At 56.2% G+C, this 26,347-nt stretch carries 24 protein-coding genes and 1 pseudogene; 12 read left to right on the top strand and 13 right to left on the bottom strand.

The genetic code is table 11. The features are described 5' to 3' along the window. Window positions 1-268 precede the first annotated feature (268 nt). Window positions 269-1,387, top strand: coding sequence for a site-2 protease family protein (locus IQ273_RS00330; RefSeq protein WP_194020969.1), 1,119 nt, complete (start codon window positions 269-271; stop codon window positions 1,385-1,387). Window positions 1,388-1,590: 203 nt separating this feature from the next. Here IQ273_RS00330 and IQ273_RS00325 read toward each other — a convergent pair whose 3' ends face one another. From IQ273_RS00325 to IQ273_RS33450, 3 genes are all read right to left on the bottom strand, one after another. Further along, window positions 1,591-3,234 carry an alpha-amylase family protein gene (locus IQ273_RS00325; RefSeq protein ID WP_194020967.1) on the bottom strand — a complete coding sequence of 548 codons (1,644 nt, stop codon included), beginning with the start codon at window positions 3,232-3,234 and terminating at the stop codon, window positions 1,591-1,593. A gap of 61 nt (window positions 3,235-3,295) precedes the next feature. Further along, entirely contained in the window at window positions 3,296-3,445 is a 150-nt protein-coding gene (locus IQ273_RS00320; protein ID WP_194020965.1) for a hypothetical protein, read from the bottom strand. A 25-nt stretch (window positions 3,446-3,470) separates the two neighbouring features. Further along, window positions 3,471-3,635: a hypothetical protein gene (locus IQ273_RS33450; protein WP_228052174.1), complete on the bottom strand. Its 165-nt coding sequence runs from the start codon at window positions 3,633-3,635 to the stop codon at window positions 3,471-3,473. Between the two features lie 280 nt (window positions 3,636-3,915). Here IQ273_RS33450 and IQ273_RS00315 point away from each other — a divergent pair, with 280 nt between their 5' ends. Together IQ273_RS00315 and katG are read left to right on the top strand one after the other, a co-directional pair. After that, the gene (locus tag IQ273_RS00315) at window positions 3,916-4,476 is read left to right on the top strand and encodes a peroxiredoxin (protein WP_194020963.1); all 561 of its coding nucleotides are present in this window, start codon (window positions 3,916-3,918) and stop codon (window positions 4,474-4,476) included. A gap of 176 nt (window positions 4,477-4,652) precedes the next feature. Beyond that, the gene (gene katG / locus IQ273_RS00310) at window positions 4,653-6,911 is read left to right on the top strand and encodes a catalase/peroxidase HPI (RefSeq protein ID WP_397196725.1); all 2,259 of its coding nucleotides are present in this window, start codon (window positions 4,653-4,655) and stop codon (window positions 6,909-6,911) included. A gap of 219 nt (window positions 6,912-7,130) precedes the next feature. Here katG and IQ273_RS35605 read toward each other — a convergent pair whose 3' ends face one another. The 6 genes from IQ273_RS35605 to IQ273_RS00280 form a co-directional block, all read right to left on the bottom strand. Then, window positions 7,131-7,394, bottom strand: coding sequence for a type II toxin-antitoxin system RelE/ParE family toxin (locus IQ273_RS35605; protein WP_194020959.1), 264 nt, complete (start codon window positions 7,392-7,394; stop codon window positions 7,131-7,133). Next, complete coding sequence (locus IQ273_RS00300; protein WP_194020957.1) at window positions 7,384-7,617, bottom strand: hypothetical protein; 234 nt, start codon at window positions 7,615-7,617, stop codon at window positions 7,384-7,386. Before IQ273_RS00300 ends, IQ273_RS35605 begins: the two co-directional genes overlap by 11 nt. 202 nt (window positions 7,618-7,819) lie before the next feature. Continuing rightward, the gene (locus IQ273_RS00295) at window positions 7,820-8,890 is read right to left on the bottom strand and encodes a 3-deoxy-7-phosphoheptulonate synthase (RefSeq protein WP_194020956.1); all 1,071 of its coding nucleotides are present in this window, start codon (window positions 8,888-8,890) and stop codon (window positions 7,820-7,822) included. A gap of 112 nt (window positions 8,891-9,002) precedes the next feature. After that, a complete protein-coding gene (locus IQ273_RS00290; RefSeq protein WP_194020954.1) occupies window positions 9,003-9,488 on the bottom strand; it encodes a GNAT family N-acetyltransferase in 486 nt (161 codons plus the stop codon). Between the two features lie 363 nt (window positions 9,489-9,851). Next, window positions 9,852-10,460: a CPBP family intramembrane glutamic endopeptidase gene (locus IQ273_RS00285; RefSeq protein ID WP_313897984.1), complete on the bottom strand. Its 609-nt coding sequence runs from the start codon at window positions 10,458-10,460 to the stop codon at window positions 9,852-9,854. 239 nt (window positions 10,461-10,699) lie between these two features. Then, a complete protein-coding gene (locus IQ273_RS00280) occupies window positions 10,700-12,823 on the bottom strand; it encodes a PAS domain S-box protein (protein ID WP_194020952.1) in 2,124 nt (707 codons plus the stop codon). Window positions 12,824-13,183: 360 nt separating this feature from the next. Between IQ273_RS00280 and IQ273_RS00275 the strand changes: the two genes are divergently transcribed. Further along, complete coding sequence (locus IQ273_RS00275; protein WP_194020950.1) at window positions 13,184-13,897, top strand: response regulator transcription factor; 714 nt, start codon at window positions 13,184-13,186, stop codon at window positions 13,895-13,897. 135 nt (window positions 13,898-14,032) lie between these two features. After that, the gene (locus IQ273_RS00270; protein ID WP_194020948.1) at window positions 14,033-14,431 is read left to right on the top strand and encodes a DUF2294 domain-containing protein; all 399 of its coding nucleotides are present in this window, start codon (window positions 14,033-14,035) and stop codon (window positions 14,429-14,431) included. 202 nt (window positions 14,432-14,633) lie between these two features. Here the strand turns inward: IQ273_RS00270 and IQ273_RS00265 are convergent, their stop codons facing one another. Further along, complete coding sequence (locus tag IQ273_RS00265) at window positions 14,634-15,008, bottom strand: response regulator (protein ID WP_228052173.1); 375 nt, start codon at window positions 15,006-15,008, stop codon at window positions 14,634-14,636. 676 nt (window positions 15,009-15,684) lie between these two features. Here IQ273_RS00265 and IQ273_RS00260 point away from each other — a divergent pair. The 4 genes and pseudogenes from IQ273_RS00260 (at window position 15,685) to IQ273_RS00245 (ending at window position 19,271) form a co-directional block, all read left to right on the top strand. After that, the gene (locus tag IQ273_RS00260; protein ID WP_194020946.1) at window positions 15,685-17,169 is read left to right on the top strand and encodes a TldD/PmbA family protein; all 1,485 of its coding nucleotides are present in this window, start codon (window positions 15,685-15,687) and stop codon (window positions 17,167-17,169) included. Between the two features lie 35 nt (window positions 17,170-17,204). Next, window positions 17,205-17,483 (top strand): annotated as a pseudogene (locus IQ273_RS00255) (BrnT family toxin). Further along, complete coding sequence (locus tag IQ273_RS00250; protein WP_194020944.1) at window positions 17,446-17,724, top strand: BrnA antitoxin family protein; 279 nt, start codon at window positions 17,446-17,448, stop codon at window positions 17,722-17,724. Before IQ273_RS00255 ends, IQ273_RS00250 begins: the two are co-directional and overlap by 38 nt. Before the next feature lie 203 nt (window positions 17,725-17,927). Continuing rightward, a complete protein-coding gene (locus tag IQ273_RS00245) occupies window positions 17,928-19,271 on the top strand; it encodes a TldD/PmbA family protein (protein ID WP_194020942.1) in 1,344 nt (447 codons plus the stop codon). Here IQ273_RS00245 and IQ273_RS00240 read toward each other — a convergent pair. Continuing rightward, window positions 19,255-19,845, bottom strand: coding sequence for a hypothetical protein (locus tag IQ273_RS00240; protein WP_313897983.1), 591 nt, complete (start codon window positions 19,843-19,845; stop codon window positions 19,255-19,257). The two genes, IQ273_RS00245 and IQ273_RS00240, sit on opposite strands and share 17 nt — an antisense overlap. Before the next feature lie 30 nt (window positions 19,846-19,875). Between IQ273_RS00240 and IQ273_RS00235 the strand changes: the two genes are divergently transcribed. The 3 genes from IQ273_RS00235 to guaA all read left to right on the top strand — a co-directional run bounded on the left by IQ273_RS00235 (window position 19,876) and on the right by guaA (window position 23,920). Further along, a complete protein-coding gene (locus IQ273_RS00235) occupies window positions 19,876-20,868 on the top strand; it encodes a hypothetical protein (protein WP_194020940.1) in 993 nt (330 codons plus the stop codon). Between the two features lie 26 nt (window positions 20,869-20,894). After that, window positions 20,895-22,019: a cobalt-precorrin-5B (C(1))-methyltransferase CbiD gene (gene cbiD, locus IQ273_RS00230; protein WP_194020938.1), complete on the top strand. Its 1,125-nt coding sequence runs from the start codon at window positions 20,895-20,897 to the stop codon at window positions 22,017-22,019. Window positions 22,020-22,372: 353 nt separating this feature from the next. Further along, complete coding sequence (guaA, locus tag IQ273_RS00225; protein ID WP_194020982.1) at window positions 22,373-23,920, top strand: glutamine-hydrolyzing GMP synthase; 1,548 nt, start codon at window positions 22,373-22,375, stop codon at window positions 23,918-23,920. Window positions 23,921-24,090: 170 nt separating this feature from the next. On the opposite strand, the gene rpe is transcribed toward guaA, so the two are convergent. Continuing rightward, the gene (gene rpe, locus IQ273_RS00220) at window positions 24,091-24,801 is read right to left on the bottom strand and encodes a ribulose-phosphate 3-epimerase (protein WP_194020936.1); all 711 of its coding nucleotides are present in this window, start codon (window positions 24,799-24,801) and stop codon (window positions 24,091-24,093) included. 185 nt (window positions 24,802-24,986) lie between these two features. Beyond that, window positions 24,987-26,168, bottom strand: a complete 1,182-nt coding sequence (locus IQ273_RS00215; protein ID WP_194020934.1) for an aldo/keto reductase — start codon at window positions 26,166-26,168, stop codon at window positions 24,987-24,989. Window positions 26,169-26,347 lie beyond the last annotated feature (179 nt).

The raw sequence follows: 26,347 nt of genomic DNA, 5'->3' as shown, positions 1-26,347 counted from the left end.
GCGAAGTCGAAGGGATGGCCGGAACGGTCCCTGAGCGGAGTCGAAGGGATGGCTTTGTGAGGTGAGCATCCTGCTTGTACACAAACACTCCTCACCTTCCTCATCCCCTCGCACTCCCAGCCCTACGCCAACCCGACCCATTTCCTTCGGTTCTCATCACCTTTGACGGATTAGAGGCTCGTTAACAGTTCGTTACAATAAGTTCATCGGGTAGGGAATGCGTTTCACAGCCAACGCCCTATCCTCAGGTTTTAATATGAGGTGCCCTATGAATGGCAACTTACGGGTAGGGAATCTAATTGGTATTCCCTTTTATGTGAATGTGTCTTGGTTTTTAGTGCTGGCTTTGGTGACGTGGCAGTACGGCAGCGGTTTGGCGGCTGCGTTTCCGGCTTTGGGCGGGTCGTTGCCGTGGGTGCTAGGGTTGGCGGCGGCGCTGATGCTGTTCGCCTCGGTGCTGGCCCACGAACTGGGGCACAGCGTTGCGGCAATGCAGCAGGGCATTGGCGTTAACTCGATTACGCTGTTTTTGTTTGGCGGTTTGGCGGCGCTAGAGAAAGAGTCTGATACCCCAAAGGGGGCATTTCAGGTGGCGATCGCAGGCCCGCTGGTCAGCTTTGCGCTCTTTGCGCTGTTCTCTGTTGCTGGGTTAGTCTTGCCCCTCTCTGGCCCTCTGGCTGGCATTGTGTCGCTGCTGGCCTACATTAACCTGGCCCTGGGTGCCTTTAATCTCATCCCCGGTCTGCCGCTAGATGGCGGTAACGTGCTGAAATCGCTGGTGTGGAAGATTACCGGGCAGCCTCACAAGGGCATGGTGTTTGCCAGCCGCGTGGGTCAGGTGCTGGGTTGGACCGCGATCGCCCTGGGTGTCGGCTCCATTCTGGGCATCAGCCCGGTGGGCAGCGTTTGGACGCTGCTGATTGGCATCTTTCTGCTGCAAAACGCTAACCGTAGCGCTCAGTTTGGTACGGTGCAGGGCCGCCTGGCTGGCCTAACGGCTAAAGATGCCCTGGCGCAAGACAGCCCGGTGGTAGAAGCCAATACATCTCTGCGGGAATTTGCCGACAATGCTCTGCTGGCCGCCCCTTCGGCCTGGCGCAAGTTTTTGGTGGCCGACGAAACGGGTCTGCTGGTGGGTACGGTACTCGTCGATGCCCTCAAGCAGGTGCCCCGCGAGCAGTGGGCCGATACCACTGTTGCCGCCATTATGGAGTCTGCCGGTGACATTGTGACGGTGGGTGCTGAGCAGCCGCTGATGGAAGTCATCAAGACGTTAGAAACTCGCAAGATTCAGGCGCTGGCCGTGATCGGTAACGATGGCTCTCTGGCGGGTCTGCTAGAGAAGACCTCGATTCAGGCTCTGCTGCAATCGCCCCAGGCGGCCTAACCCTGCTTAAAGCCTATTAGAGCGCGCCTCAGCTTAAACGCAGATCAGCTTTGTCTGGTCTGCGTTTTTTGCGATCGCCCATACCCTGTCACCAATGCCTGGCACCTTGAAGTCGCGGTCTCGCCGCAGCGTGCTGTTCCTACCCAGACCTGCCCGTTGTCTAGGTGGTGGGTCTGGGCGGTAGTCATTGTTTGGTTGCTAACTCAGAGATGAATGCTGCCTACCCGGAACCAGCGATACCCGTATCCTTCGAGTTGAACCTCATGAGAACCGTGCTGAATCGATTCGTAAGGCTGGTCTTCTAGCAGATCGATCAGAGGTGTTGCTCTATCATCGTTGAGCTTTAGCGTTACAACGCAGGCGTCTCTCGATAAGTTGTGAATTGCGATTACGGTGCCATCCTTCCACTGGCAGCGATGGGCAAACACAGCCGGACAGTCGGTATCAATGATTTCCCAGCTGCCCCAACCAAATTCAGGGCATTCCTTCCGCATGCGAATGGTGCGTTCCATCCAGTTAAGCAACGATTCAGAATCGCGGCGTTGGGCAATCACATTGAGCTGCTGATAGCCATAGGGGCCTTCGTCAATAACCGATCGCACTAAGTTGCCAGGATCAGCCGTTGAAAAGCCACCGTTCTTCTGATCTGACCACTGCATAGGCGTACGCAGAGCGTCACGGGCTTCGAGGGACAGGTCATCCCCCATGCCAATTTCTTCGCCATAGAACAGAACTGGCGTGCCGGGTAGGGTCAACATCAGGCTGTACACCAGGCGAATGCGACGCGGATCGTTGTCGAGCAGCGGCGGAAAGCGGCGACGAATGCCGCGATCAAACACCCAAACTTCTTCTTTATCCTGGTTAAATCGCTGCAAGATGTCGTCTTGTTCTTCAGCTGAAAGTTTGTCTAAGGTCAGCTCATCATGGTTTCGCACAAAGTATGCCCATTGCCCAATCGCAGGGGGCTGAGGCTGTATTTTTAAGCCATTGATCAGGGGGGCGGCCTCTTCTCGGGCGATCGCTAAGGTAAACGTTTGATTGCCCATAAAACTGAACAACATCTGCATGCGCTCGCCGTCGCCAAAGTAGTCGGCAATCGTGTCCATTGGTTCGTTGACTTCCGCCAAAACGATCGCATCTCCGCGTCGCCAAGACAAAAAATCGCGAATTTCCTCTAAAAATAGCAGCGGATCTTTAGCTTCGGCAGTGTCTTTGATGCCTTCTAGCTCAATCAAAAAGGGAACAGCATCGACTCGAAAGCCAGAGACTCCCATCTGCAGCCAAAAGCCCATCACTTTGTAAATTTCCTCTCGCACCTGAGGATTGGCAACATTCAAGTCTGCCTGATGCTCGTAGAAACGATGAAAATAATAGGCTCCGGCTTCTTCGTTATACGTCCAGGTGCTGTCTTGATACCCTGGGAAAATTACTCCTTCATCAGCATTTTCCGGCTTCTCATCAGCCCAAACATAGTAATCTCGGTACTTAGAGTTTCTATCTTTACAGGCGGCTTGAAACCACCCATGGTCGGTCGAAGTATGATTTACCACCAAATCTACAATCACCCGCAATCCGCGTTGTTCCGCTTGCCGGGTAAATTCAACGAAATCGCCTAATGTTCCTAGCCGCGAATCAACGCTGTAGTAGTCGGTGATATCATAGCCATTATCTCGATTAGGGGTTGGGTAAAAGGGCATCAGCCAGATACAGTTCACACCCAAACCGGCAATGTAATCTAGGCGATCAATTAGCCCCACAAAGTCTCCAACGCCGTCGCCGTTGCCATCCATATAGATTTCTACATCAAGGCAGTAAATAACGGCATCTTTGTACCAGAGATCTAGCATAATCGCCTGTCATTAAGGGCAACGATTATCCTACCGCTACCTACAGCGGCCTTAACATCTATCAGCAGATGTATTTGTACTCAAGCCCATCGCAGAGTAAATCATCACGGGTAATGCACCTCAGCCGTAGCGGATTGGGCGATCGCCGCATACCCTTTACAGCTGGCCCCAGGGCGCGAACATGGCCACCGGAGTAATCACAACGCGTCATTGATGCAACTCAGTCATTGATGTACCTAAGTGTAGAGGCGATGATTGGCCGGTTTTGGGCTGTGAGTTGCCCCAAAGTAGACGGGTTCCTTTTGAAGAGATATTAAGTGTTGCAAAACACTTATATTTTTAGCGCCCCAAAGCAGGTTCAATTGTTTAGGCTTGCGGTAGGTAGAATCGGTGATGAGCATGGCAATACAAACTGCATAAGTGAGCCTGGTGAATGCTTGGTAATTCTTGGTCTTGCCGAAAGACCTGAAGGGGTTTTATCGGCAGCCCGAGCTACGTGCGCATTGGGTTATAGCAAATTATCGTGTCACAGAAATGCTGGTCTGGTCGCGATGATTTTTGATTATTCTGTTGAGCAGTGTGAGTGCAGATTACTGTTTCATTTAGGCATTACTTTCACTTTTCAATCTCGCCGTTGAGAAAGGTCTATCTGGTGTTGAATGCGAGTAAGGAGTTGGGTGAATGGTACTCAATCATAAGGGCCAGCGTGTCCCTCACGTAACTTTTCGGGTATTCGAAGGGGTGGGATGGCATAACATTTCGACAGCGGATCTTTTTGATCACAAAACCGTAGTTGTATTTGCGGTGCCGGGAGCCTTTACATGCCCGCATTCTCCCATTCAGCTATTGGGCTACAACGAGTATGCTCAAGTATTTCGAGCCAACGGAGTCGATAAAATCCTTTGCATTTCGGTCAACGATCCGTTTTCACTGGCGAGTTGGGCTCAAGAAGAAGGAGCCGACCAGGTGCACTTTATTCCCGATGTGAATGGTGACTTTACCCGCGCGATGGGGATGGTGATAAATCTTTCTAGTCAAGGGATGGGGTATCGTTCTCGGCGCTATTCCATGCTGGTGAAAGACGGAGTGATTGAAAAAATGTTCGTAGAACGAGATGACTTTGAGACTATGCCTATGGTTTCAAATGCCGAAACCATGTTGAACTATATTAATCCATTGGCTCAGAGACCCAAGCAAATGGCTGTGCTAATGCAAATGTGGCGAACAATGCTCTCTGTTTAAGGAAAACCTAAGGAAGAACAGTCACGCAGAGAAGAAACAAACGCACCTAACTAAACCACAAAAGGAAAGGAATCATGACAAGTAGCCAAATGAGATGTCCGTTCCCCATGAGCGGGAAGCTAATGGAAATTTGGCGGGCCGTGACATCTGTCCTGGCATCAAGTAGCGCAGAAAAGATGGAAACGGGCACACAACAGTCTACGCCACCCAATGCCGTCAGCAGCGCCAGTAGATGCCCTGTTCTAGCCGGACCTCAGACTCGACTCGGAACGTCAAACCGAGACTGGTGGCCGAGTTCTTTGAATCTCAACATGCTCCATCAGCACTCAGCCAAGGCCAATCCGATGGATGAGTCGTTTAACTACGCTGAGGCGTTCAAAAGTCTCGATTTAGCGGCCCTGCGGGCAGACATCTATGAGCTGATGACTACGTCGCAAGACTGGTGGCCCGCCGACTATGGTCACTACGGGCCGCTCTTCATTCGGATGGCCTGGCACAGCGCCGGCACCTACCGGATTGGCGATGGTCGCGGCGGTGCAGGCTCGGGCAGTCAGCGGTTTGAGCCGCTCAACAGCTGGCCCGACAATGCCAATCTCGACAAGGCGCGCATGTTGCTTTGGCCCATCAAACAGAAATACGGCAATAAAATTTCGTGGGCCGACCTGATGATCTTTGCAGGCAACTGCGCTCTGGAGTCGATGGGCTTTAAAACGCTGGGTTTTGCGGGCGGGCGCGTGGATGTCTGGGAGCCAGAGCTAGACATCTACTGGGGCAATGAAAAAGAATGGCTCGGCAATGAGCGCTACGAAGGCGATCGCGTGCTGCTGAACCCCCTTGCTGCCGTGCAGATGGGTCTGATCTACGTGAACCCGGAAGGGCCTGACGGCGAGCCTGATCCGCTGGGCTCCGGGCGCGACATTCGCGAAACCTTTGCGCGCATGGCCATGAACGATGAGGAGACCGTTGCGCTGACGGCTGGCGGGCATACCTTCGGCAAGTGCCACGGTGCGGGCGATGCGGCGCACGTTGGGCCTGAGCCTGGGGGAGCCACCATTGTGGATCAGGGCCTGGGCTGGAAGAGCAAATTCAACACAGGGGTCGGCGTCGATGCGATCACCAGCGGTATCGAAGGGGCCTGGACCCCTACGCCAACGCAGTGGGACAACAGCTATCTCGAAACTCTGTTTAAGTATGACTGGGAGCTGACCAAGAGCCCCGCTGGCGCGTGGCAGTGGAAGCCCAAGGGTGACGCAGGTGCGGGTACGGTGCCCGACGCCCACGATCCGTCGAAACGGCACGCCCCGATGATGACCACGGCAGATATGTCCATGAAGATGGACCCGATCTACAACCCGATCGCGCAGCGCTACCGCGACAACCCAGATGAGTTTGCCGAGCAGTTCGCCAAGGCCTGGTTTAAGCTGACCCACCGCGACATGGGACCGCGATCGCGCTACCTCGGCTCCGAAGTTCCGCAAGAAGAGTTCCTGTGGCAAGATCCCATCCCTCCCGTCGATCACGACTTGATTGATGAGCAGGACATTGCCTCCCTCAAAGCCAAGATTCTTGAATCGGGGCTGTCGGTTTCTCAACTGGTTTCAACCGCCTGGGCGGCGGCCTCCACGTTCCGCTGCTCCGACATGCGCGGCGGTGCCAACGGGGCACGCATTCGCCTCGCGCCCCAGAAAGATTGGGAAGTCAACCAGCCAGAGCAGCTGACCACGGTGCTGCAAACCCTGGAGGGCATTCAGCAGGAGTTCAACGGTTCGCAGTCGGGCGGCAAGCGGGTTTCGATCGCTGATCTGATCGTGCTGGGCGGCTGCGCAGGCATTGAGCAAGCGGCGAAAAACGCCGGTTACGACGTGACGGTACCCTTCACTCCAGGACGCATGGATGCATCGCAAGAGAAAACCGATGTCGAGTCCTTTGCCCCGCTTGAGCCGGTTGCAGACGGGTTCCGCAACTATACCAGCGGCAGACACACCGAATCGCTCGAAGAACTGCTGATCGATCGGGCGCAGCTGCTGTCGTTGTCGGCTCCGCAGATGACGGCTCTGATGGGTGGCCTGCGCGTTTTGGGTGCAAACGTTGGCGGGTCTAAGCACGGTGTCTTCACCGATCGCCCCGAGACGCTGACCAATGACTTCTTCGTCAACCTGCTCGACCTGGGCACGACCTGGAAGGCGACCTCTGACGAGGAATATGAGTTTGAGGGCAGCGATCGCAAAACCGGCGAACAAAAGTGGACCGCAACCCGGGTTGACCTCATCTTTGGCTCCAACTCGCAGCTTCGCGCCCTGGCGGAAGTCTACGGAGCTGCAGACTCGCAGCCAAAGTTTGTGCACGACTTTGTGGCGGCGTGGGATAAGGTGATGAACCTCGATCGCTATGACCTGCGCTTAGTCCAGGCGCAAAGTGCTGCGAGGAGTTTCTGAACGTAGCCCCACGCAACCTTAAAAGCGAAGCCTCAGCCCGAATAACAGGCTGAGGCTTCGCACATCTGCAGATATCTAAATCGAGTGGAACGAACCTCATCACCTAGCAGCCAAGTCCATTTAGGAATGTGCCTGACTGACAAGGTTCTTTGCCTAGTGAACAAGCCTTTTTGCCTAGTGGGCGAGTCTTTTTACCTCACTAACCAATAGCCCATGGTTCTACTCATAAGCATCTCGTCGATGCTTAATCAACAGGACGATAACGTCTGCAGCATCGTCATCAATGCGATAAATAACCCGATAGTCTCCTACCCGATACCGGTAACGTCCGGCTAGCTCACCTTTAAGCGCCTTGATATTAGGATGCTGACGCGGGCTTTCTTCCAAGACCTCAAAAGCCCTGGCTAGGCGTTTTGATAAGGAAGGATCTACCGATTTAAAGAACTTAGCTGCTCTGTTGACTAGCCTAACCCTATATATCACTACGGAGAACTCTCCAGTCGGCTAACTCGCCTGCATCAGCCTCTTGCTCAGCGGACTTTAGCTCAGCTACAAATCCCGGCAGCGCCAAAAGCTCTTTCGTAGCGTCGTTATCCTCACGCTCTACTAGATACGAGAGAAAATCTAGCACCACTACCAGCCGCTCTTGGGAGAGCTGATCGACATAGCGATAAATTTGCGCACGCGCGTCTGGAGCGTCTAACATAGTCAGCTATTCATGTAGATTTTCCCCATTGTAAGACTGACCTACGGTAGAACTTGCCACCAGGCCGTATGTCTACAAATACTTGTGACATTACCGATTTGGGAACTTGCACACAACTAACATTCCGGCGTCATTCCCGCATAAGCGAGAGTCCATAGTTGAGCAGACTGTCTAGTGGGTGCTTTATTTTGGGCCATATCCCTTAGCCCAGCGATGCGGTCTGCAACGAGGGCTCTACCGCGCTGGCCAGTTTCCGCAGCATAGCGGCGGTGGTGTCGAAGTCAACGCAGGCATCGGTAATGCTCTGGCCGTAGGTCAGCTCCCGCAGATTGTCGGGGATGGGCTGACTGCCCGCCTTAATGTGGCTCTCAATCATCACGCCGAGAATGTGGCGCGAGCCGCCGCGCACCTGGGCAGCGATGTCGTCGAGCACGGTAGTTTGGCGGTTGTGGTCTTTGTTGGCGTTGGCGTGGCTGCAGTCAACCATCATGCGGTGGTTGAGCTTGAGCTTGGCCATCTCTTCGGCGGCTTGGGCAACGTGGTCACCGCTAAAGTTGGGGCCGCCCTTGCCGCCGCGCAGCACCAGATGCCCATCGGGGTTACCGGTGGTGGTGACAATACTGGCCAGACCACTCTGGTTAATGCCCAAAAAGTGGTGGGGGCGGCTGGCGGCCACCATAGCGTTCATGGCGGCTTGCAGGCTGCCGTCGGTGCTGTTCTTAAAGCCAATCGGCATCGAGAGGCCCGAGGCCATTTCGCGGTGGGTCTGGCTTTCGGTGGTGCGAGCACCGATCGCGGTCCAGGCAATTAGGTCAGCAATGTATTGGGGCGTGACCGGGTCGAGCAGCTCAGTGGCGGCAGGCAGCCCCAGCTGGGCCAGGTCGAGCAGCAGCTTGCGAGCCAGGCGCAGGCCGGTGTTGATGTCGTAGCTGCCGTCGAGGTGGGGGTCGTTGATCAGCCCCTTCCAGCCCACGTTGGTGCGGGGCTTTTCAAAGTAGACTCGCATAACAATTTCGAGTTGGCCCGATAGCTCGTGGCGCAGGTTGACCAGCTTTTGGCCGTATTCGTAGGCGGCGTCGATGTCGTGCACCGAGCAGGGGCCAACAATGACCAGCAGGCGGCGGTCTTCGTTGTAGAGAATGTGGCGAATGCGATCGCGGGCCTCGGCCACCAAGGTCGCTGCCTCAGCCGACATAGGAAACTCGTGGTGCAGCAGCGCTGGGCTAACTAGAGGGCGAGTCTCAACAACGTGAAGATCCTGGGTTTGGTGCATTGAATTTGGCCTAATGTTGCCTAATGTTAACGGGGGCTCCGCCACGGAAGCATGCCTACAAAATGGTAGCGTACCTTACTCGCTACCAGGGTTAGGTTACGGTAGTGGGTTCTTAACCAACCGTGACTTCAGAGAGGACCTCAGCCGGTGAGCCCAGGGGCGGCAGCATTTCAAATTCGGCGCTGTTGTAGAGCACCATCGTGGTTGAGGCATTTTCTTCAAAGCCAATGCGCTTGTAAAAGCCCTGCTGGTGGGTGGTCATCAGATATACCCGCTCGACCCGGCTCATGTGGGGGTGAGCTACCAGGGTTTCGACCAATCTGCGGCCCAGCCCGCCACCCTGGTAGTCGGGCGAAATCACCACATCCCAAATGGTGGCGCGAAACACCCCGTCGGAGGTAGCGCGGGAAAACCCAATTAGCTGGTCGCCATCCCAGGCGGTAACGATGGGGTAGCTGTGGGCGATCGCGGTTTCCATATCAGCTCGGGTGCGATCTTTGGCCCAAAACGCCGCCGCCTGAAACAGACTTACCAGCTGGTCTAAATCAGCCGTAGAAAATTGATCGGTGTACTGAAATTGAATAGCACTGCAATCCATCGACAACCTGTTCACATCCCAATCAGGGCTAAGGGGTTAGTGGGAGTTAGCTAAATCGCAAATATTGAGCTGGTTTTGCTCCTCAGCAAGCTGAGTACCTGCCGGTAAAGGTAGACACTCACAAAAACACTCGTGATCTACCGACTTTATTTGCGAGAGCAACGTCGAGGGTGCGCCCAGCGCCATGCTCTCTTGACAGAATAAACAGATTTTTTGGATAGCGGTATACCAAAACCCGAATTCTGTTGACAATACCAACGATCCCTGACAACTGTATGCAGCACGGTACAGGGTTTAGAGCACAGGGTTTACGGTACAGGCGTGCTCCTTAAAACCGTAAACCCTGTACCGTGAACCCCTAAATCATGCTGGAGTACGCTGCTGGCGTAGCTTCCATATGGCACTAGAAACCAGGTTTGTTACCGTGTGGGCCACAATCGGCACCAGCAGGTTGCCCGTCAGCACCGCCCCGATCGCCAGCACCAGGCCAACGGCCGTGGCCCAAACTACGTAGGTCCACTGCTGCAAACTACTCAGGTGCAGCACCCCAAAGCTGGCCGCCGACACCACAATTCCTAGAGTATTAAGCCCGATCGCGGGCAGCATCACTCCGCGAAACAGCAGCTCTTCGCTCAACCCCGGTAGCAGCCCCAGCCAGATTAGATCGGGCCACTGTAGGGGCTGCAGCACCATGCTCAGATAGGTATCGGCACTGTGGCGATAGGCTGGCCACAGTCGGTAAACTGCACCGCTGGCTAAAGTAATCACTAGGCCCAGGCCCAGACCCAGCAGCCCGTCCTGTAGCGACAGTCGCAGCGGCAGCAGCTCCGCTGGGTCAAAGTACAGCCAGATTTTCGAAATCAACAGCAGCACGACTGCCGTAACGCCCATAGCCGCCAGCACCTGCATTCGGGTCAGAGGTTCGAAGGGTGGGTCTGGCTGCGGATTGGGGCTGGAAGGCGGCTGGGTCACAATAAGTTAAGCGTTAAGGGCGAAGAGCATTGCTATCTTAGCGAAGCGAACTACGGAAACTCGTTTTAATCCAGCATCTCGTGGTCTGTCCAACGTCAGGTTTGTAGGGGCATTGCAGTGTGTCACGCGCTGTAAGGTTGTCCCCCCTGCAGGCGACACAAAGTTATGCCCCTACCCAATATCGGTTGCCAAGCGGGGTTTTTGTAAGTCGGATTTGGGGTTTTGGGATTAAAGTTGCGTTAATCCTGGGCCGGTGGGGTCTTGATGAAAGGCCAGGTGAAGTAGAAGGTAGTGCCCTCGCCCACGGTAGACGTAAGCCAGACGCGACCTTTTTCGGCTTCGATAATTTTTTTCACCACGGCTAGGCCCACACCAGTGCTTTCAAAGTCGTCGCGGGCTTTAAGGGTTTGAAAAATGGTGAAAATTTTGTCGTGGTACTGGGGGGCAATGCCAGGGCCATCGTCAGCAACGGCAAATTCGAGCCACTTGCCCCGATCGCGCCAGCTAACGCGCACGCTGCCCTGGTCGCGGTGGTGGTGCTTAATGGCGTTGTTAATCAGGTTGGCAAAGACCTGGCCCAGGGCCGTTTTGTGGCTATAGAGCGTGGGCAAGCCGGTCGGTAGATCAACTACAAACGATTCGGGCGGGGCCAGAGAATCGACAACATTGCTCAGCAACTCATTGAGATCGACCGCCACAATGCTGCGCTGGCGGCGGCCCACCCGCGAGTATTCCAGCAGTCCATTGATCAGCGCTTCCATGCGCTCCACCCGGCTACGCAGTAGATCGAGCTGGCGCTGATTCTCGGGCGGTAGCTGGTTGCCCAGATCTTCGCCAATCCATTCGGCCAGGTTAGAGATAGCGCGCAGGGGCGCTTTGAGATCGTGGGAGGCGACGTAGGCAAACTGGTCTAGCTCAGCGTTGCGCTGCTCTAGCATGGCCGTGGTGTGAGCCAGCACCAGGTTGGTACTGGCCATTTCGTCGGCTCGGTGCAGCAGCTCTTCGCGGGCGGCCTTGCGGTCTCCGATATCTTCGATGATGGCAATCATGGCGGTGGGGCCTGCGGCATCGTCGCTTTCTACCGAGACCGTGACTAGGGTCCACAGGGGGGTGCCGTCTTGGCGCAGGTAGCGCTTCTCAAATTGGCAGGAGGTTTGCTCTCCGGTGATCAGCTGTTGGTAATGGTGCTCATCTTGGCGTTTGTCGCCCTCGTAGGTGATGTCTTGAAAGTGGCGATCGATCAGCGCTTGGGGCTGGTAACCCAAAATATCGCAGAGCTTTTGGTTGACTTGAATCCAGTGCCCCTGCAAATCGAGGCGAGCCATACCCACTGCCGCTTGCTCAAACACCGCCCGAAATCGAGTTTCGCTGGCTTGCAGCGACAGCTCAGCCTGCTTAGCGGCGGTAATGTCCTGCATCACTCCGACCATGCGCTGGCTGCGCCCTTCTTTAACGTCTACCACGCGACCGTAGGCGCTGACCCAGCGACAGGTGTGGTCGGGCCAGTGCAGGCGGTATTGCCCGGCAAATTCGGACTGAGTAGCGATCGCCTCCTTGACCAGCCCCTCTATGGTGGGCAGGTCGTCGGGGTGCACCCGTTCGGCCCAAACCGCAGCCGTCTGTGGCCTGGTGCCAGGTTCTAAACCCATAATGCGCTCGGTCTGAGGCGACCAGATCTGAATGTCGCGATCGAGGTGCCAGTCCCATGACCCCATTTGGGCGGCGCTGAGGGCTAAATTTAGCCGCTCCGCCGTATCTTGCAGGTCATCTTTGGCCTGTTGCAGAGTGGTGCGATCGCGCCGCTCCTGCTCCAGCAGGGTTTCAATCTGCTGATTAGCCTCCTCCAGCTGGGCGGTACGGTGCTGCACCCGCTCTTCTAGGGTTTGGTTGAGCTGCCTAACCTCGCTTTCAGCCGTGCGCAGGCTGGCCTCGGCCTGCTTGCGATCGCTAATCTCGCTCTGCAGCGCCTGGTTCATATTCATCAGCTGAGTCAGATTAGGCAGTGCCAGCGCCAGCGGCAGCCGGGGTACTAGCTCTAGCGCCGTGTAGAGCGAGACCAGCGCCGTCACGGCCTTCATTGCCCCCGACACCCAGTAGGTCGGGAACCACAGCGTCCACACCTCCAGCAGGTGAGTGGTACCGCAAGCGGTAATGAACGCTGCAAACAGCCAAAACAGCGGCTTAAAGGGCACATCGGGTCGCCGCCGCACAAAGTACACTAGCGCCCCCGCAATCATCCAGTACGACAGCGCAATCAGGGCATCTGATAACAGGTGTAGCCACACCAGCCCCGGCCGCCACAGGTAGCAGTGCCCGTGAGGAATAAATGGCCCCGACAGTAGAGCCTGCCAGTACTCAACCATGGCACTATCCTTCTTAGGGAGAAATAGGTGTTACTGAAATAAACGTTTTGCAATAGTCTAAGACCGGTCCAGTAGGGCCAACGCCAAAAGCCTTGATTTACCGAAGGCAAGGCCCACCAGCCTTAATTCAGTACTATTTACAGAGGGGAAAGACAATTCTAAGGAGAGACAAGCGCGTTTTTAATCTTTCTGGAATACCATGTCCTAAGGAGTACAGGGTCTATCCTTAGAGAGAGGCCAAAGGCACGGTAGGTCATCCCGAAGATACGTGCCAGCCTTCTAGAGTTGCCGCATAATCAGAAAACCCTGGGCACCAGTATAGCCCGCAGCTTTTTCAATGCCTCATTTAGGGGGCTACCTATGACAGATATTCGCATCGTATTAATTGAAGATCATGACCTTACCCGGTTAGGCCTGAAGGCGGCCCTCCAGCGAGTACCCGGTATGACCGTAGTCGGCGAAGCTGCCAACGGAGCACGGGGACTCAGCCTGCTCGAAACCGAACATCCTGACATTGCGATTGTCGATATCGGCTTGCCCGACATCGACGGCATTGAGCTGGTAGAGCGTCTGCGCCAGAGCCAGGGCGACAGTGAAAACCCTACCCGCGTGCTCATGTTGACCATGCACGACAGTGAAGCCGCTGTTATGGCCGCTTTTGCGGCCGGGGCAGACTCCTACTGCATGAAGCAAACTGAGCTAGACGATCTGATTGTAGCCGTGCGCGAAACCTACGAGGGCAACTCGTGGATCGATCCCGCTGTAGCCACCGTGGTACTACGCCAGGTGCGCAAAACTCCGGCTGGGGCCTTAGCCGCAAACAACCGCACCGTTGCAATTGAAGCAGTAGAGCCTGAGTTTGAGCAAATTTTAGAATCGTACCCGCTAACCGAGCGCGAGCTAGAAATTCTCGAGCTGATTGTCGGCGGGTGCAGCAACGCTGAGATTGCTGAGCGCTCTTACATTACCGTAGGTACTGTTAAGACTCACGTGCGCAGCATTCTCAACAAGCTAGGGGTAGATGATCGCACCAAGGCCGCCGTGCGGGCCTTGCGATCGGGTTTGGTGACCTAGGCTGCACGAAGGCTCTAGGGCTGCTCAAATTTTAGTTAGCTGTGTCATCTAGAGTCATGGTTAAATAATTTCACAACCGTTCATAACTCTCAAGGTTTGGGCTTACGACCGGTTGTCAAACCCCGACGCACCCCTATGGACACCACCCCCTCTACTCTGTTGCCCACACTGGGTCAGCTTCAGCGCAGGCTGACCCAGCGGTTTCAGCGGCTGTACCGCGAAAATCTCAACCATACCCCCGGCAAAATCACCTGCCAAATCCTAGAAGAAAAACTGCTATTTATCGTTGAAGACTCGGTGACCAAACCCGAACAACTGCTACTAGACGAAGGTCAGTCAGAGTTGGCCGAACAGGTCAGAAGCGACCTTGCCACCGCCCTGCGCCCGCAGATTATTGAGATGGTCGAGACCGTTCTCGATCGCCAGGTAGTCGATGTTTTGACCGATGCTACCCTGGCAACTGGCCGCACTAGCGTGGTGATTATTTTGTCTGAACCGCCAGAGGCGCGGCCTGCCGCCAAAGACTCTCCCTAGGCCATACAAATAAAGCCGGTGGATACGGAGTATCCACCGGCTTTGTCTTTCTTATACATAGTTTTAGTAGTAATTCTTACCAGCTGTGCCTATCGTCACGCTGGCATCCCTGTAGATACAGGCAGGGTCATTTTTTAAAGAGGTATAGAGGCTGTCTCGCGAGGGGAGGCAAAAGCCATTGAGCGTGCCACTTACTCCAGGGTTAAGCGGCCGATTGAGGCACGCTGATAAAGCGATTGATCAGATGCTCTAGCGGTTCAATCAGAAAGGGTTTGCTGATGTAGTCATCGAACCCTGCAGTCAAAATTCTTTGGCGATTTTCCTGGCCAGCCAGAGCCGTCACCGCAACTATAGGAATATCGTGGGTGTCAGCATCGGCCCGCAGCTGCTGAATCAAGCTGTAGCCATCCACCTGAGGCAGATGAATATCCGACAAAATCAGTTGAGGATGATACTGTCGAGCAGCCACTAAAGCGGCCAGACCGTCAGCCACGAAGTAGGTCTCGCACGACAACTGCTCCAGAATGTAGGCCATCAGGGTGAGGCTATCGTCATCATCGTCAACCACAAGCACCATTGGAGCCTGAGGGCGAACAGCTAACGAAACAGAGGCCGAATTTTGCACTACCACAGGCAGAGTTCTCCGTATGGGACCACAAGTACAGGGCTAGCCGTAGCTATAGCCCGTCAGAGAGGCATTCCGCCCGTGGTCAAGAGAGCACGCGAAGGGATTGGCTTAAAGGATCCAGGTCTGCTAAGTCAGTGGTTTGGAAGAGTCAAACTACTACGTTTAACAGAGCTGTAAAAAAACGAAACTTTCTTTAGCTTTGCTTAATCTTTCGTCTATTTTAGCACAGCCTCTCTAGAGATGGAGAGAGGAGGGTTGATTGGATAACTTTCCTTGATTTCCGTATACAGAGATACATTTTCTAGAGGAATAGTTAAAGCTATGCGATGGGAGAGCGGTTGCTAAGCGACGGTAGGCGTAAAACGGTTCCCGGCCACTCTAGCGGCTTTCGCAGCATAGAGTAAAGGGGGTGGGCAGGGATGTGCCTATTACTACGTTATTTAGTTGAAGAAAAAATAGTGCTTTGCGGTCATCGGGCAGGCGATCGCATTTCTTTTTGGAGCTATTGACCCTTGCTTGTACCCCGACTCACCCCGGTTTCATTGCGCCGAGTTTGTTCGGCTGGGTTTGTTAGACTATGAAAGTCCTACTGGCATTTCCCCTCACCCCACAAGGATTCTTTGGCATGACGGTTGCACCCTTACCGACTCCTTTGATCAAGACCAACGACCTGCTCCAGCGTGACTATTCAGCCCCCCGCGATCGCTTCGATGCCGATTGGGAGGCTACTTTATCTACGCTGCTGGGGCTGGGCCGATCTGCCGGAGCCGACTTTGTCGAATTTTTTCTAGAGCGCAACAACTACATCAGCTGCCAGGCCGAAGACGACTCCATCACCAGCCTCTCTCCGCGTCTGGTGACCGGGGCTGGAGTGCGGGTGTTTGTGGGCAAAGCCGACTGCTACGTCAGCACCAACGATCTGACCTTCAACGGGCTTAAAGCTGCCCTCGACAAGGCGCTGGCCATTATGGGACTGGCCCTGCCCGGCCCCAACGCCAACCTGGCCGAGATTAACCTGGAGCTGCTGCGCGACTATGCCACCGCCAAGGGCAAAGACGCCTGGCTAGCTAAGTGCAGCTCGATGCAGGAAATGGGTGATGTGCTGCTGGCGGCCAATGCCGCCCTGGCCAATGAAGCCAGCCATGTGCAGTCGCGCCGCGCCGTCTACTTTCGCGACTGGCAGGAGGTGCTGGTCGCTGGCAGCGACGGTACCTTTGCCCGAGATATTCGCCTCACCCAGTCGGTGGGCTACAACCTGCTCTGCGCCGACGGCGAGCACCGCTCCTCCATTGGCCAACGGGCAGGCGACACCAGCGACCCGGCCTTTTTGCGACAGTGGGACTACAGCACTGCCGCCGCTAGTGTGGCGGAGTCGGCGGGCAAAATGCTCTACGCCGACTATGTCGAGTCGGGTAGCTACCCGGTGATTATGGCCAACAAGTTTGGCGGCGTGATCTTCCATGAGGCCTGCGGCCACCTGCTGGAAACTACCCAGATCGAGCGGGGCACCACGCCCTTTATTGATAAAAAGGGTCAGAAGATCGCCCACGAAAACCTTACCGCCTGGGATGAAGGGATTTCTCCTGACGCCTTTGGCACCATCGATATGGACGACGAGGGTATGCCCGCCCAGCGCACCCTGCTGATCGAGAACGGCGTGCTCAAGAACTTCTTGAGCGATCGCGCCGGTTCCATGCGCACCGGCCACCCCCGCACCGGCAGCGGTCGTCGTCAGGGCTTCACCTACGCCGCCGCCAGCCGCATGCGCAACACCTACATTGCTCCCGGCGACTACTCCCTCGACGAACTGTTTGCCTCTGTCGAAAAAGGCATCTACTGCAAGCAGATGGGCGGCGGCAGCGTTGGCCCTACCGGCCAGTTCAACTTCGCGGTTTCCGAAGCCTACCTGATCGAAAACGGCAAAGTCACCAAACCCCTCAAGGGCGCAACGCTAATTGGTGAAGCCACCGAAATCATGGATAAAATTTCCATGTGCTCCAATGACCTGGATCTGGCGGCGGGCTTCTGCGGCTCAATCAGCGGCAGCATCTATGTCACCGTGGGGCAGCCGCACTTGAAGGTTGACTCAATTACCGTTGGCGGCCGGTAGGGAGGTTAGGAGTAGGGAGTGGGTAACCGTTTCTCATGCAGTTCGAGTGGGATGAGGCGAAGAACTTAGAAAATATTCGCAAGCATGAGATTGATTTTGCCGACATCCCTGACGTGTTTGAAGGGCCAATGCTAATTGAACCAGACGATTGATTTGATTATGGCGAAGATCGCTGGTTCGGCATTGGCTACCTTGGCAATGGTGTAGTGGTTGTGGTTTGGACAGAACGGCAAAATGACGTGATTCGAGTTATCTCAGCACGAAGGGCAAATCGATATGAGCGGCAAAGACTTGAGCAATATCTCGCGTACTAATTGGGCAGCGTTAGAGACACTAGATGATGAAGGAATTGATTACTCCGATATCCCGCCCCTAACAGAGGAGTTCTTTGAGAAGGCCACCCTAAGAATTCCTGCCGCCCAGGCGCGTCAGCTAGTCAAAATCGAGCCTGAGGTGTTGCAGTGGTTTCAGGCCCAAGGCGGTGAATACAAAGCCCTCATCAACTCAATCTTGCGCCACCATATTGAAAGTCAAGGCGAACAGTCAGTTACGTGACGGCTCTTCTAGTGTTTTTGTTGAGAGCCTTAGCAGCGTAAGCTTTGCTCTTGCCAGACTGTATGTTTCGATCCAAAGAACTGCTTCCTGACTGATGTTTAAGCATGTTTTAGTATTCAATTCAACGGCGCAGGTGGGCATGGGTTAGTCCTTTGCCTGCTCTGTATTTCCTATTTCTCGCACCCCTTCACCCCTTACTTTTCATGCCTACTATTCAAGACATCGCCGCCTACGCGGAATCTAGCGCCAAGAAACTCGGCATTTCTAAGTACGACGTCTACGGGTCTTCTGTAGACGAGACCAGCGTGCAGGTCGACAAGGGCGACCCCAAGCAGGTCAAGGCTTCAAATCGCTCCAGCGTGATCGTGCGGGTGTGGAACCCCGACGGCAAGGTGGGGGTGACCTCCACCAGCGATGTCGACCCGCTGGGCATGGATCTGGCCCTACAGACCGCTCAGGAGGCTAGCGCCTTTGGTGTCAGCGACCACATTCCCGACTTTAGCCCTGAGTCGGTGGCCCCCACCGCTGACGTGCAGGTGGAAACAGTGCCCGCAGCCCCAGTGGGCGATTTGATTTCGACCCTGGTTGATGTGGAGAAGCAGTTGCTGGGGGCGCATCCGGCGATCGCCAGCGTGCCCTACAACGGCCTGGCCCAGCGCAGCATCGATCGCTTTTACCTCAACAGCGCCGGGGCCTTGCGCCACGAGGCCCGTTCCTACGCCTCGCTGTACCTGTACAGCAAGACCGAGCAGGAGGGCCGCAAACCCCGCTCTGCCGGAGCTATGCGCGTAAACCGGGGCCTGCCCCAGCTCGACATTGAAGGCTGCCTAAAAGAAGCTACCGAAAAAACCATCAGCCACCTCGACTACAACAAGGTGGCCTCGGGCAAGTACCGGGTGGTGTTTTCTGGCGAGGCGTTTTTGAGCCTGCTGGGCGCATTCTCTAATATGTACAACGCTCAAAGCGTGTTGGATAACCGCAGCCTGTCCACGAAAGACTCCATTGGTAACGTGGTGGCCTCGCCGCTGCTGTCGGTGTATGACGATGCCCTGCACCCCGAGAACGTCAGCGCCGAGACCTTCGATGGCGAGGGCACTCCCACCCGCCGGGTACCGATTATCGAGCAGGGCGTGCTGACCCGATTTTTGCACAGTGCCGGTACGGCCAAGCGGATGGGCACTACCCCCACGGGCCACGCCAGCATTGGCGCTAAGGTGTCGGTGAGCCCCAGCTACTACCATGTGCTGCCGGGGGCCGAGGCTTCGACCGAGTTCAACCTGGACAGTGCTCAGAACGTGATTTTCATCGACGACTTGCAAGCGCTCCACGCCGGGGTAAATGCGCTCCAGGGTTCGTTCTCGCTGCCCTTCGACGGCTGGCTGGTGAACGGGGGCGATCGCGTCAGCGTTGAGTCGGCTACGGTAGCGGGCGACTTCTGCGACCTGCTGAAGGCGATTGTGCATATAGAACCCGAGGCCGAGGTGACCCCCGGCGGCCTATGTCCGCGCATCTGGGTCGATGCCCTATCGATTACTGGAGAAGGTTAGGGGCAACCCAGTTCTGCACGCCTTCCTGCACCAGGCCAACGCTGACCTGCACCAGGGTAAAGCCCACCCCGGCTAGTAGTGTTGCCTTTACCAGGCTAATGTTGAGCCCGGCGCGGACGGCGGCGATCGCCCCCAGCAGCGTCCACCCGGCCAGAGCCAGGGTAATTGGTCGGCCCAATAGCGGAATTACCGTCAGCAGGTTGAGCATCTGGGGCGTGTAGGCAAACCCTACCGGCACCAGCAGTTCCCGGTAGGGTGGCACAGGCGGGGCCAGGTAGGTGTTGATCTTCCAGAGGCCGTAGGTCCACAGGTAGTACCCGACTACCACGCTCAGGCTATTGATGAGCAAACCTAGGGTTAGCTGTAAAAACGAAGGCCGATAAAGCAGCAAAATCAGGCTGCTACCCAACCCGTGCGATAGGCCCGCCAGCACCACAACGCTTCGGGCATATCGCGCCGCTGCCGGGTAGTTATGGCTGTGCTCATAAAAATCCTGGTTGAGGGTGAGGGCATCGGCCAGCACCTGCCTTAACCACCTGATAGAATGCCGCTGCATAGTTGTAGTTGTGTTCACCTGGCCCAGTCTACCGCTGGGGCGCTGCCAATGAAGTCTCTCCTGCAAACTCTAATCGCGCGATCGCTTGGCGACACCAGTAAGCTACTGACCGCCTTAGGATTGTTCTTTTTAGCCTGGGGCACTATAGCGCCGATTAGCACTCTGTCGTGGTGGCTGCGCGACGGCAATAGGCTGGCCCAGCAGCGCCCAGAACTGCCTGAGCAGGATGTCACAACAGGGACAGGGCCGTCGTGCTATCTGGTGTTTTTGGCCGGAGTGGGCAACGTGGCCGACGTGGATCTGTCCCCAGGCGAAGACATCTTTTTAACTCAAATGGCAGCAGCGGTGCCGAATTGTGTGGTGGTGCGCGAGGTGTTTCCCTACTCGGCGGTGAGTGACGATGTGGGCGGGCAGCCCTTCTTTCGCTGGGTTTGGTGGCTCAGTGAAAGAACCGGCGGCGAAGATGCGCCCGCCCGCCTGGTGCTCAAGATTCGCAACCTGTGGCGCATGGCGCTCTCTGCCGACAACCGCTATGGACGGGCCTACAACCGGGGGTCAGCGGCCACTATCTTGGAGCGTATGGCTGCCACAGAGGCTGTTCCCCTAGAGTCTGAGCAGCCGTTTCAAATAGTGCTGGCGGGCACCAGCGGCGGTGTTCAGGTGGCCCTGGGGGCAGCGCCCTACCTACAGCAGTGGCTACCGGTCGAGATTACAGTACTGTCGTTTGGCGGTGTGTTTGACGGTCAAACGGGCTTTGACGCCGTTGAGCAGGTCTACCACTTCTACGGCCAGGACGACTGGATTGATAACCTGGGCACTGTGCTTTTTCCCTCGCGCTGGGAATTGACCCTGGGATCGGCCTTCAACCAGGCGCAGCGGGCGGGACGATACGAGGCGATCGCAATTGGCCCCCATGCCCACGACGGCGATCGCGGCTACTTTGGCCAAGGCTCTGTGGAGGGTGAATCAGCCGAAGATACCACTTACCTAGACCTCACCCTAGAGCAGGTCAAATCTCTGCCGATTTGGCCCAGCCCTTAATGTCACTCATTTTCAGCGGTGTAGCGATGGATTCTGCTTTCCCAAAACCTCGCTCTGGCTATACGCTGCCGGTATTTGCCTGTGCTGGGGCCGTGGCAGCCCTGAGATGCTTGGTGCATGAGGGCGATCGCCCCGCTACCGTCACCCTCGACCTGCTCAACCCGCCCCAGTCGGCAGAAATCCCCATCAATCAACTCGCGCCCCTGCCCGATGGCTCGGTGCTGGCCATTACCCACAGCGACCCCGGCGACAACCTCGACCTCACGCGCCACACGCCGCTGTGGTCAGTGGTAGCCTGGGGCGGGGACGATCAGCCCGAACCCATTCAGCTAGAGGGGGGCGAAGGCATTGGCCGACAGGTAGATCGCGAGAATGCACCCGCCATCTACCGCTACGCCAGGGATCTGATCACCCACAACCTGACGCCCCTACTACCTGAGGGCAAAACCCTGCGGGTCACGATTATTTTGCCGGAGGGCCGGGCGCTGGGCGATCGCACTTCCAATGCCGCCTTTGGCGTCGTCGATGGACTGTCGCTGCTGGGCACCTCTGGCATCTCGGCACCGCTGAGCGCTCCTGGCCAGCTCGATCAGTCGAGGGCCATTCTGCAAGCTAAGGCCGCTCAGTATCCTCACCTGGTCTTTTGCCTGGGTGAAAACGGGCTAGACCTGGCAATAAAGCTGGGGATCGAGGGCGATCGCCGGGTCAAAACCGCCAACTGGCTGGGGCCAATGCTGGTGGAGGCGGGCCAGCTGGGGGTGGCTGGGGTGCTGCTGCTGGGCTACCACGGCAAGCTGGTCAAGCTGGCGGGGGGCATTTTTCACACCCACCACCATGTTGCTGACGGTCGGCAGGAGATTTTGGCGGCCTGCTGTACGGCGGTAGGGGCAGAGCTGCCCGTTATTCAAAGCGTGCTGGGGGCCAAAACCGTTGAGGCGGGGCTAGAGATTTTGCGCCAGCAGGATGAACCCCTAGCCCAGCGCGTCTATCAGCACATGGTCGATCGCATTGACGAGCGGGCCGCCGCCTACGTCTATGCCCATACGGCCCAGCCCCTAACAGTAGGGACCATGGTGTTCGATCGCCAGCGGCAGATCGTAGCTCAAAGTCATCTAGCTAAAGACTTGTTCGATCAAGTTTTGGTAGACTAGAAAGAATAACTTTTTATAAAACGTCCTTAACAGCTGCATACAACATCCACCGCGTTTGCCGCCCCTAGGAAAACCGGTTTTCCTCTCTATCCACTGCTCTTGTTCTGTTGCAGAATCTTTTAATCTGGACGTCGATCAGTCTCGAACGGTAGCTATTAGCAGACGATCAGGGCCAATATCTAGGTTCTGATGGCTTAGCCTCTTCCGTTTTTTCTAGCCCCAGAGCGGCTGACTTTTAGTTCCATCGTCTAACGCCCCCAGCCCACCACCTGCAGGATTTTTAACCCGTGACCATTCAAACCGAACCCACTACCCAGCTTGGGGAAGACTCCCTGCCAGAGGTTAACCGCCAGATGCTGGTCATTCTCGACTTTGGCTCCCAATACTCTGAGCTAATCGCCCGCCGCATTCGTGAGACCGAGGTGTACTCAGAGGTACTCTCCTACCGCACCACCGCCGAGCAGCTCAAGCAGCTCAACCCTAAGGGCATTATTCTCTCTGGCGGACCCAACTCTGTTTATGACAACGGCGCACCCCACTGCGACCCAGCCATCTGGGAACTGGGCATTCCGGTGCTGGGGGTGTGCTACGGCATGCAGCTGATGGTGCAGCAGCTCGGTGGCCAGGTCGACCGGGCCGAGCGGGGTGAGTACGGCAAAGCCGACCTCTTTATTGACGACCCCACCGACCTGCTCACCAATGTCGAAGAGGCCACCACCATGTGGATGAGCCACGGCGACTCGGTTACCCAGTTGCCCGACGGCTTTGAGGTGCTGGCCCACACTCACAACACCCCCAGCGCCGCCGTTGCTGACCATACCCGCAAGCTCTACGGCGTGCAATTTCACCCCGAGGTAGTGCACTCCAAAGGCGGCATCGCCCTAATTCGCAATTTTGTCTACCACATCTGCGAATGCCAGCCCACCTGGACCACCGAAGCCTTTGTAGAAGATGCCATTCGCGAGGTGCGAGCGCGGGTGGGCGACAAGCGGGTGCTGCTGGCCCTCTCGGGCGGGGTAGACTCTTCCACCCTGGCCTTTTTGCTGCACAAGGCCATTGGTGACCAGCTCACCTGTATGTTCATCGACCAGGGCTTTATGCGCAAAGATGAGCCCGAGCGATTGGTGAAGCTGTTTGCCGAGCGGTTTCACATTCCTGTGACCCATGTCAAAGCGCGCGATCGCTTTTTGGCCATGGTCGAAGGCATCACCGACCCTGAGGAAAAGCGCAAGCGCATCGGCCACGAGTTCATTCGCGTGTTTGAAGAAGAGTCAAAGCGGCTTGGCCCCTTCGACTACCTGGCCCAGGGCACTCTCTACCCCGACGTGATCGAGTCTGCCGATACCAACGTCGATCCCAAAACCGGGGAGCGGGTAGCAGTCAAGATCAAAAGCCACCACAACGTCGGCGGCCTGCCCAAAGATCTGCAGTTCAAGCTGGTCGAACCCCTGCGCAAGCTGTTTAAAGACGAAGTGCGTAAGGTAGGCCGTTCCATTGGCCTGCCCGAAGAAATTGTGCGTCGTCACCCCTTCCCTGGCCCAGGGCTGGCCATTCGCATCATTGGCGAAATTACCGAAGAGCGGCTAGAAATTTTGCGCAACGCCGACTACGTAATTCGCGATGAGATCGGCAAGCAGGGCATGTACCACGACTTTTGGCAGGCCTTTGCGGTGTTGCTGCCGGTGCGCAGCGTGGGCGTGATGGGCGACCAGCGTACCTACGCCTACCCGATTGTGCTGCGCCTGGTCAGCAGCGAAGACGGCATGACCGCTGACTGGTCGCGGGTGCCCTACGACCTGCTAGAGACGATCTCTAACCGCATCGTCAACGAAGTTGATGGCGTCAATCGCGTGGTTTACGACATCACCTCCAAACCGCCTGGCACCATCGAGTGGGAATAGATCTTAGCTGCTGAACGTTGGCTTCGACTCCGCTCAGAGAACGCTAGCTGAGCGGAGTCGAAGAGAATGCTGGCTCAAGAATACAAGCCGTGCTCAAAACAAAAAGGGGGGAGGTGACTTTTTGAAAAGTCACCTCCCCCCTTTTTATTCAGCCTGTTCGCCTACAGATGCTAAACGGCAGCCAGCTCGGGCGCGGGGCGCTTGCTGGTGCGAATGCCTTCGATCGCAGCCGCATAGTCCGGCGCATTAAACACGGCCGAACCCGCCACGATCGCGTTGGCCCCAGCCTCTAGCACCTGCCAGGTGTTGTTCACCTTGAGGCCACCGTCTACCTCAATCCAGGGATTCAAACCGCGCTCATCGCACATATTCCGCAGGGTACGAATCTTGTCCACCATAGTGGGAATAAAGCTTTGACCGCCAAAGCCGGGGTTGACGCTCATGATCAGCACCAGGTCGCAGAGGTCGAGTACGTTCTCGATTAGCGATAGCGGGGTGCCGGGGTTGAGCACAACGCCCGCCTCTTTGCCCAGCTCTTTGATCTGACCTAGGGTGCGGTGCAGGTGGGGCGAAGCGTTGTGCTCGCAGTGCACAGTGATAATGTCAGCGCCAGCTTTGGCAAAATCGGCCACGTACTTCTCAGGCTCGACAATCATCAGGTGCACGTCGAGGGGCTTTTGGGTGACGGGGCGAATGGCATCGACAATCAGGGGGCCAATCGTAATGTTGGGCACAAAGCGACCATCCATCACATCTACGTGAATCCAGTCAGCACCGGCCTTGTCAACAGCTTTGATTTCTTCGCCCAGGCGGCTAAAGTCTGCCGACAAAATTGACGGGGAGATTACGACAGAATCTTTGTTGGAAGAAGTATGCGGCATGGTGGATGGTTCTCCTGTGCGTTTGTGACCATCGTAACAAAGTCTTAAAATCACTTCTCACAAAACTTCAGGAATTGAAGGAATTACCCATCAATTTATGATGAACCCCTGGGATCGCCTGGATATGGGCGCGAGGCACGTAGGGTGGGCACCGCCCACCACTCAACTAGGGCACTGCCACTCAACTAGGCATTCGACAACCGCGCCATTGCCTGACCAGCCAACGCCTCGTGAGCCTCAGCCAGCAGATGCGAAATTTTGTCGGCGTGGGGGCTGCGGCGCAGGCAATCAGAGAGATCCACCTGGTCCAAGTTTTCGGCCTTTTCGCCGGGGAACCAATGGCCAGCGTTACCCAGCATGTTGTAGCGAGCTTTGCAGTAGTCTTCCATATCGAAGGCGATGAGCAGATTTCGCAACCACAGAATGGCGGGGATGTTGATATTGCCGGGGGTATCGTCGGGGCTGGGCAGGCCGATCGCCCAGGTGCGCAACCAGTCTTCGCCCAGTACAGCCTGAGCGTGGCGGTGCAGGCGATCGCGCACCGGCTGCAGGTGCAGCTCAGCCTCTTCCAGCAGGGGCAATGTCTTCAGATGTTCGTCAAAATCGCTGGGTCGCGCTGCCCCAATGCTGAGGGTGTGCACCTGGGGATGGCTGAGGCAAAACAGGTCATTAAACACCAGCGGGCTGAGCGGGTCGCACAGATCCACCAGCTTAGCGGGGGGATTGTATAGGTGGCCCCCCTTATCCGACGGGCTAATGATAAACATACCCAGGTCGTGGCGCTGGGCAATGTTGATCGCAGGCCAGTTGTCTTGGTTGATGTAATACCAGTGCAGGTTGACGTAGTCGAACTGATCTGACGCGATCGCCCGCTGAATGATCGCCGTGGGCGCGTGGGTCGAAAAGCCAATAAACCGCACCCGCCCCTGGCGCTGAAACTCCCGCGCCACCTCCATACAGCCGCCGGGGCGCAGGGTCCAGTCCAGCAGTTCGGCGGTGTTAATGCCGTGGATACCCAGCAGGTCTACCGTTTCAAGGTTGAGATTGTCTAGGGATTGGGTGAGGTGCTGGCGAAACTCGGCGGGGTCGGCAGTGGGAGAAACCTTGGTTTGCACGATCAGGCGGCTGCGATCTAGCCCCGGCAAAATTTGCCCCAGTTGCACCTCCGATGTACCGTAGCCCCGCGCTGTCTCGATGTGGTTGATGCCCACGTCTAACGCGCGGCGAATCGTGGCCTCCAAATTCTCCTGATTTTTCTGCGGAATATCCGCTAGCGGCACGTCTTTCCACGAGTGCTGATACCGCATGCCGCCGCAGGAGAACACGGGCATCTGAAGCTCGGTGCGACCAAAGCGTCGATATTGCATAGGGTGTGAGTTCACAAAAGAGCAGAGGGCTATCCATTACGGTAAGTAAGGGATTGCTGGTTGTAAAGGCTGACATGGAGCGATCGCGTCGTTGTAAGCACAAGCTAATCGGGCTGATGCAGCAAAACAAGCTGTGACTAAAATTTGACACCGTTTTTTGACCTGCCAGAGCTGCAAAA

Origin of the sequence: Nodosilinea sp. LEGE 07298 (assembly GCF_015207265.1) — a bacterium.
In the GTDB taxonomy this organism is placed as follows: domain Bacteria; phylum Cyanobacteriota; class Cyanobacteriia; order Phormidesmidales; family Phormidesmidaceae; genus Nodosilinea.
The sequence above is the reverse complement of the archived record's forward strand: the minus strand, read 5'-3'. Positions and strand labels throughout refer to the sequence as shown.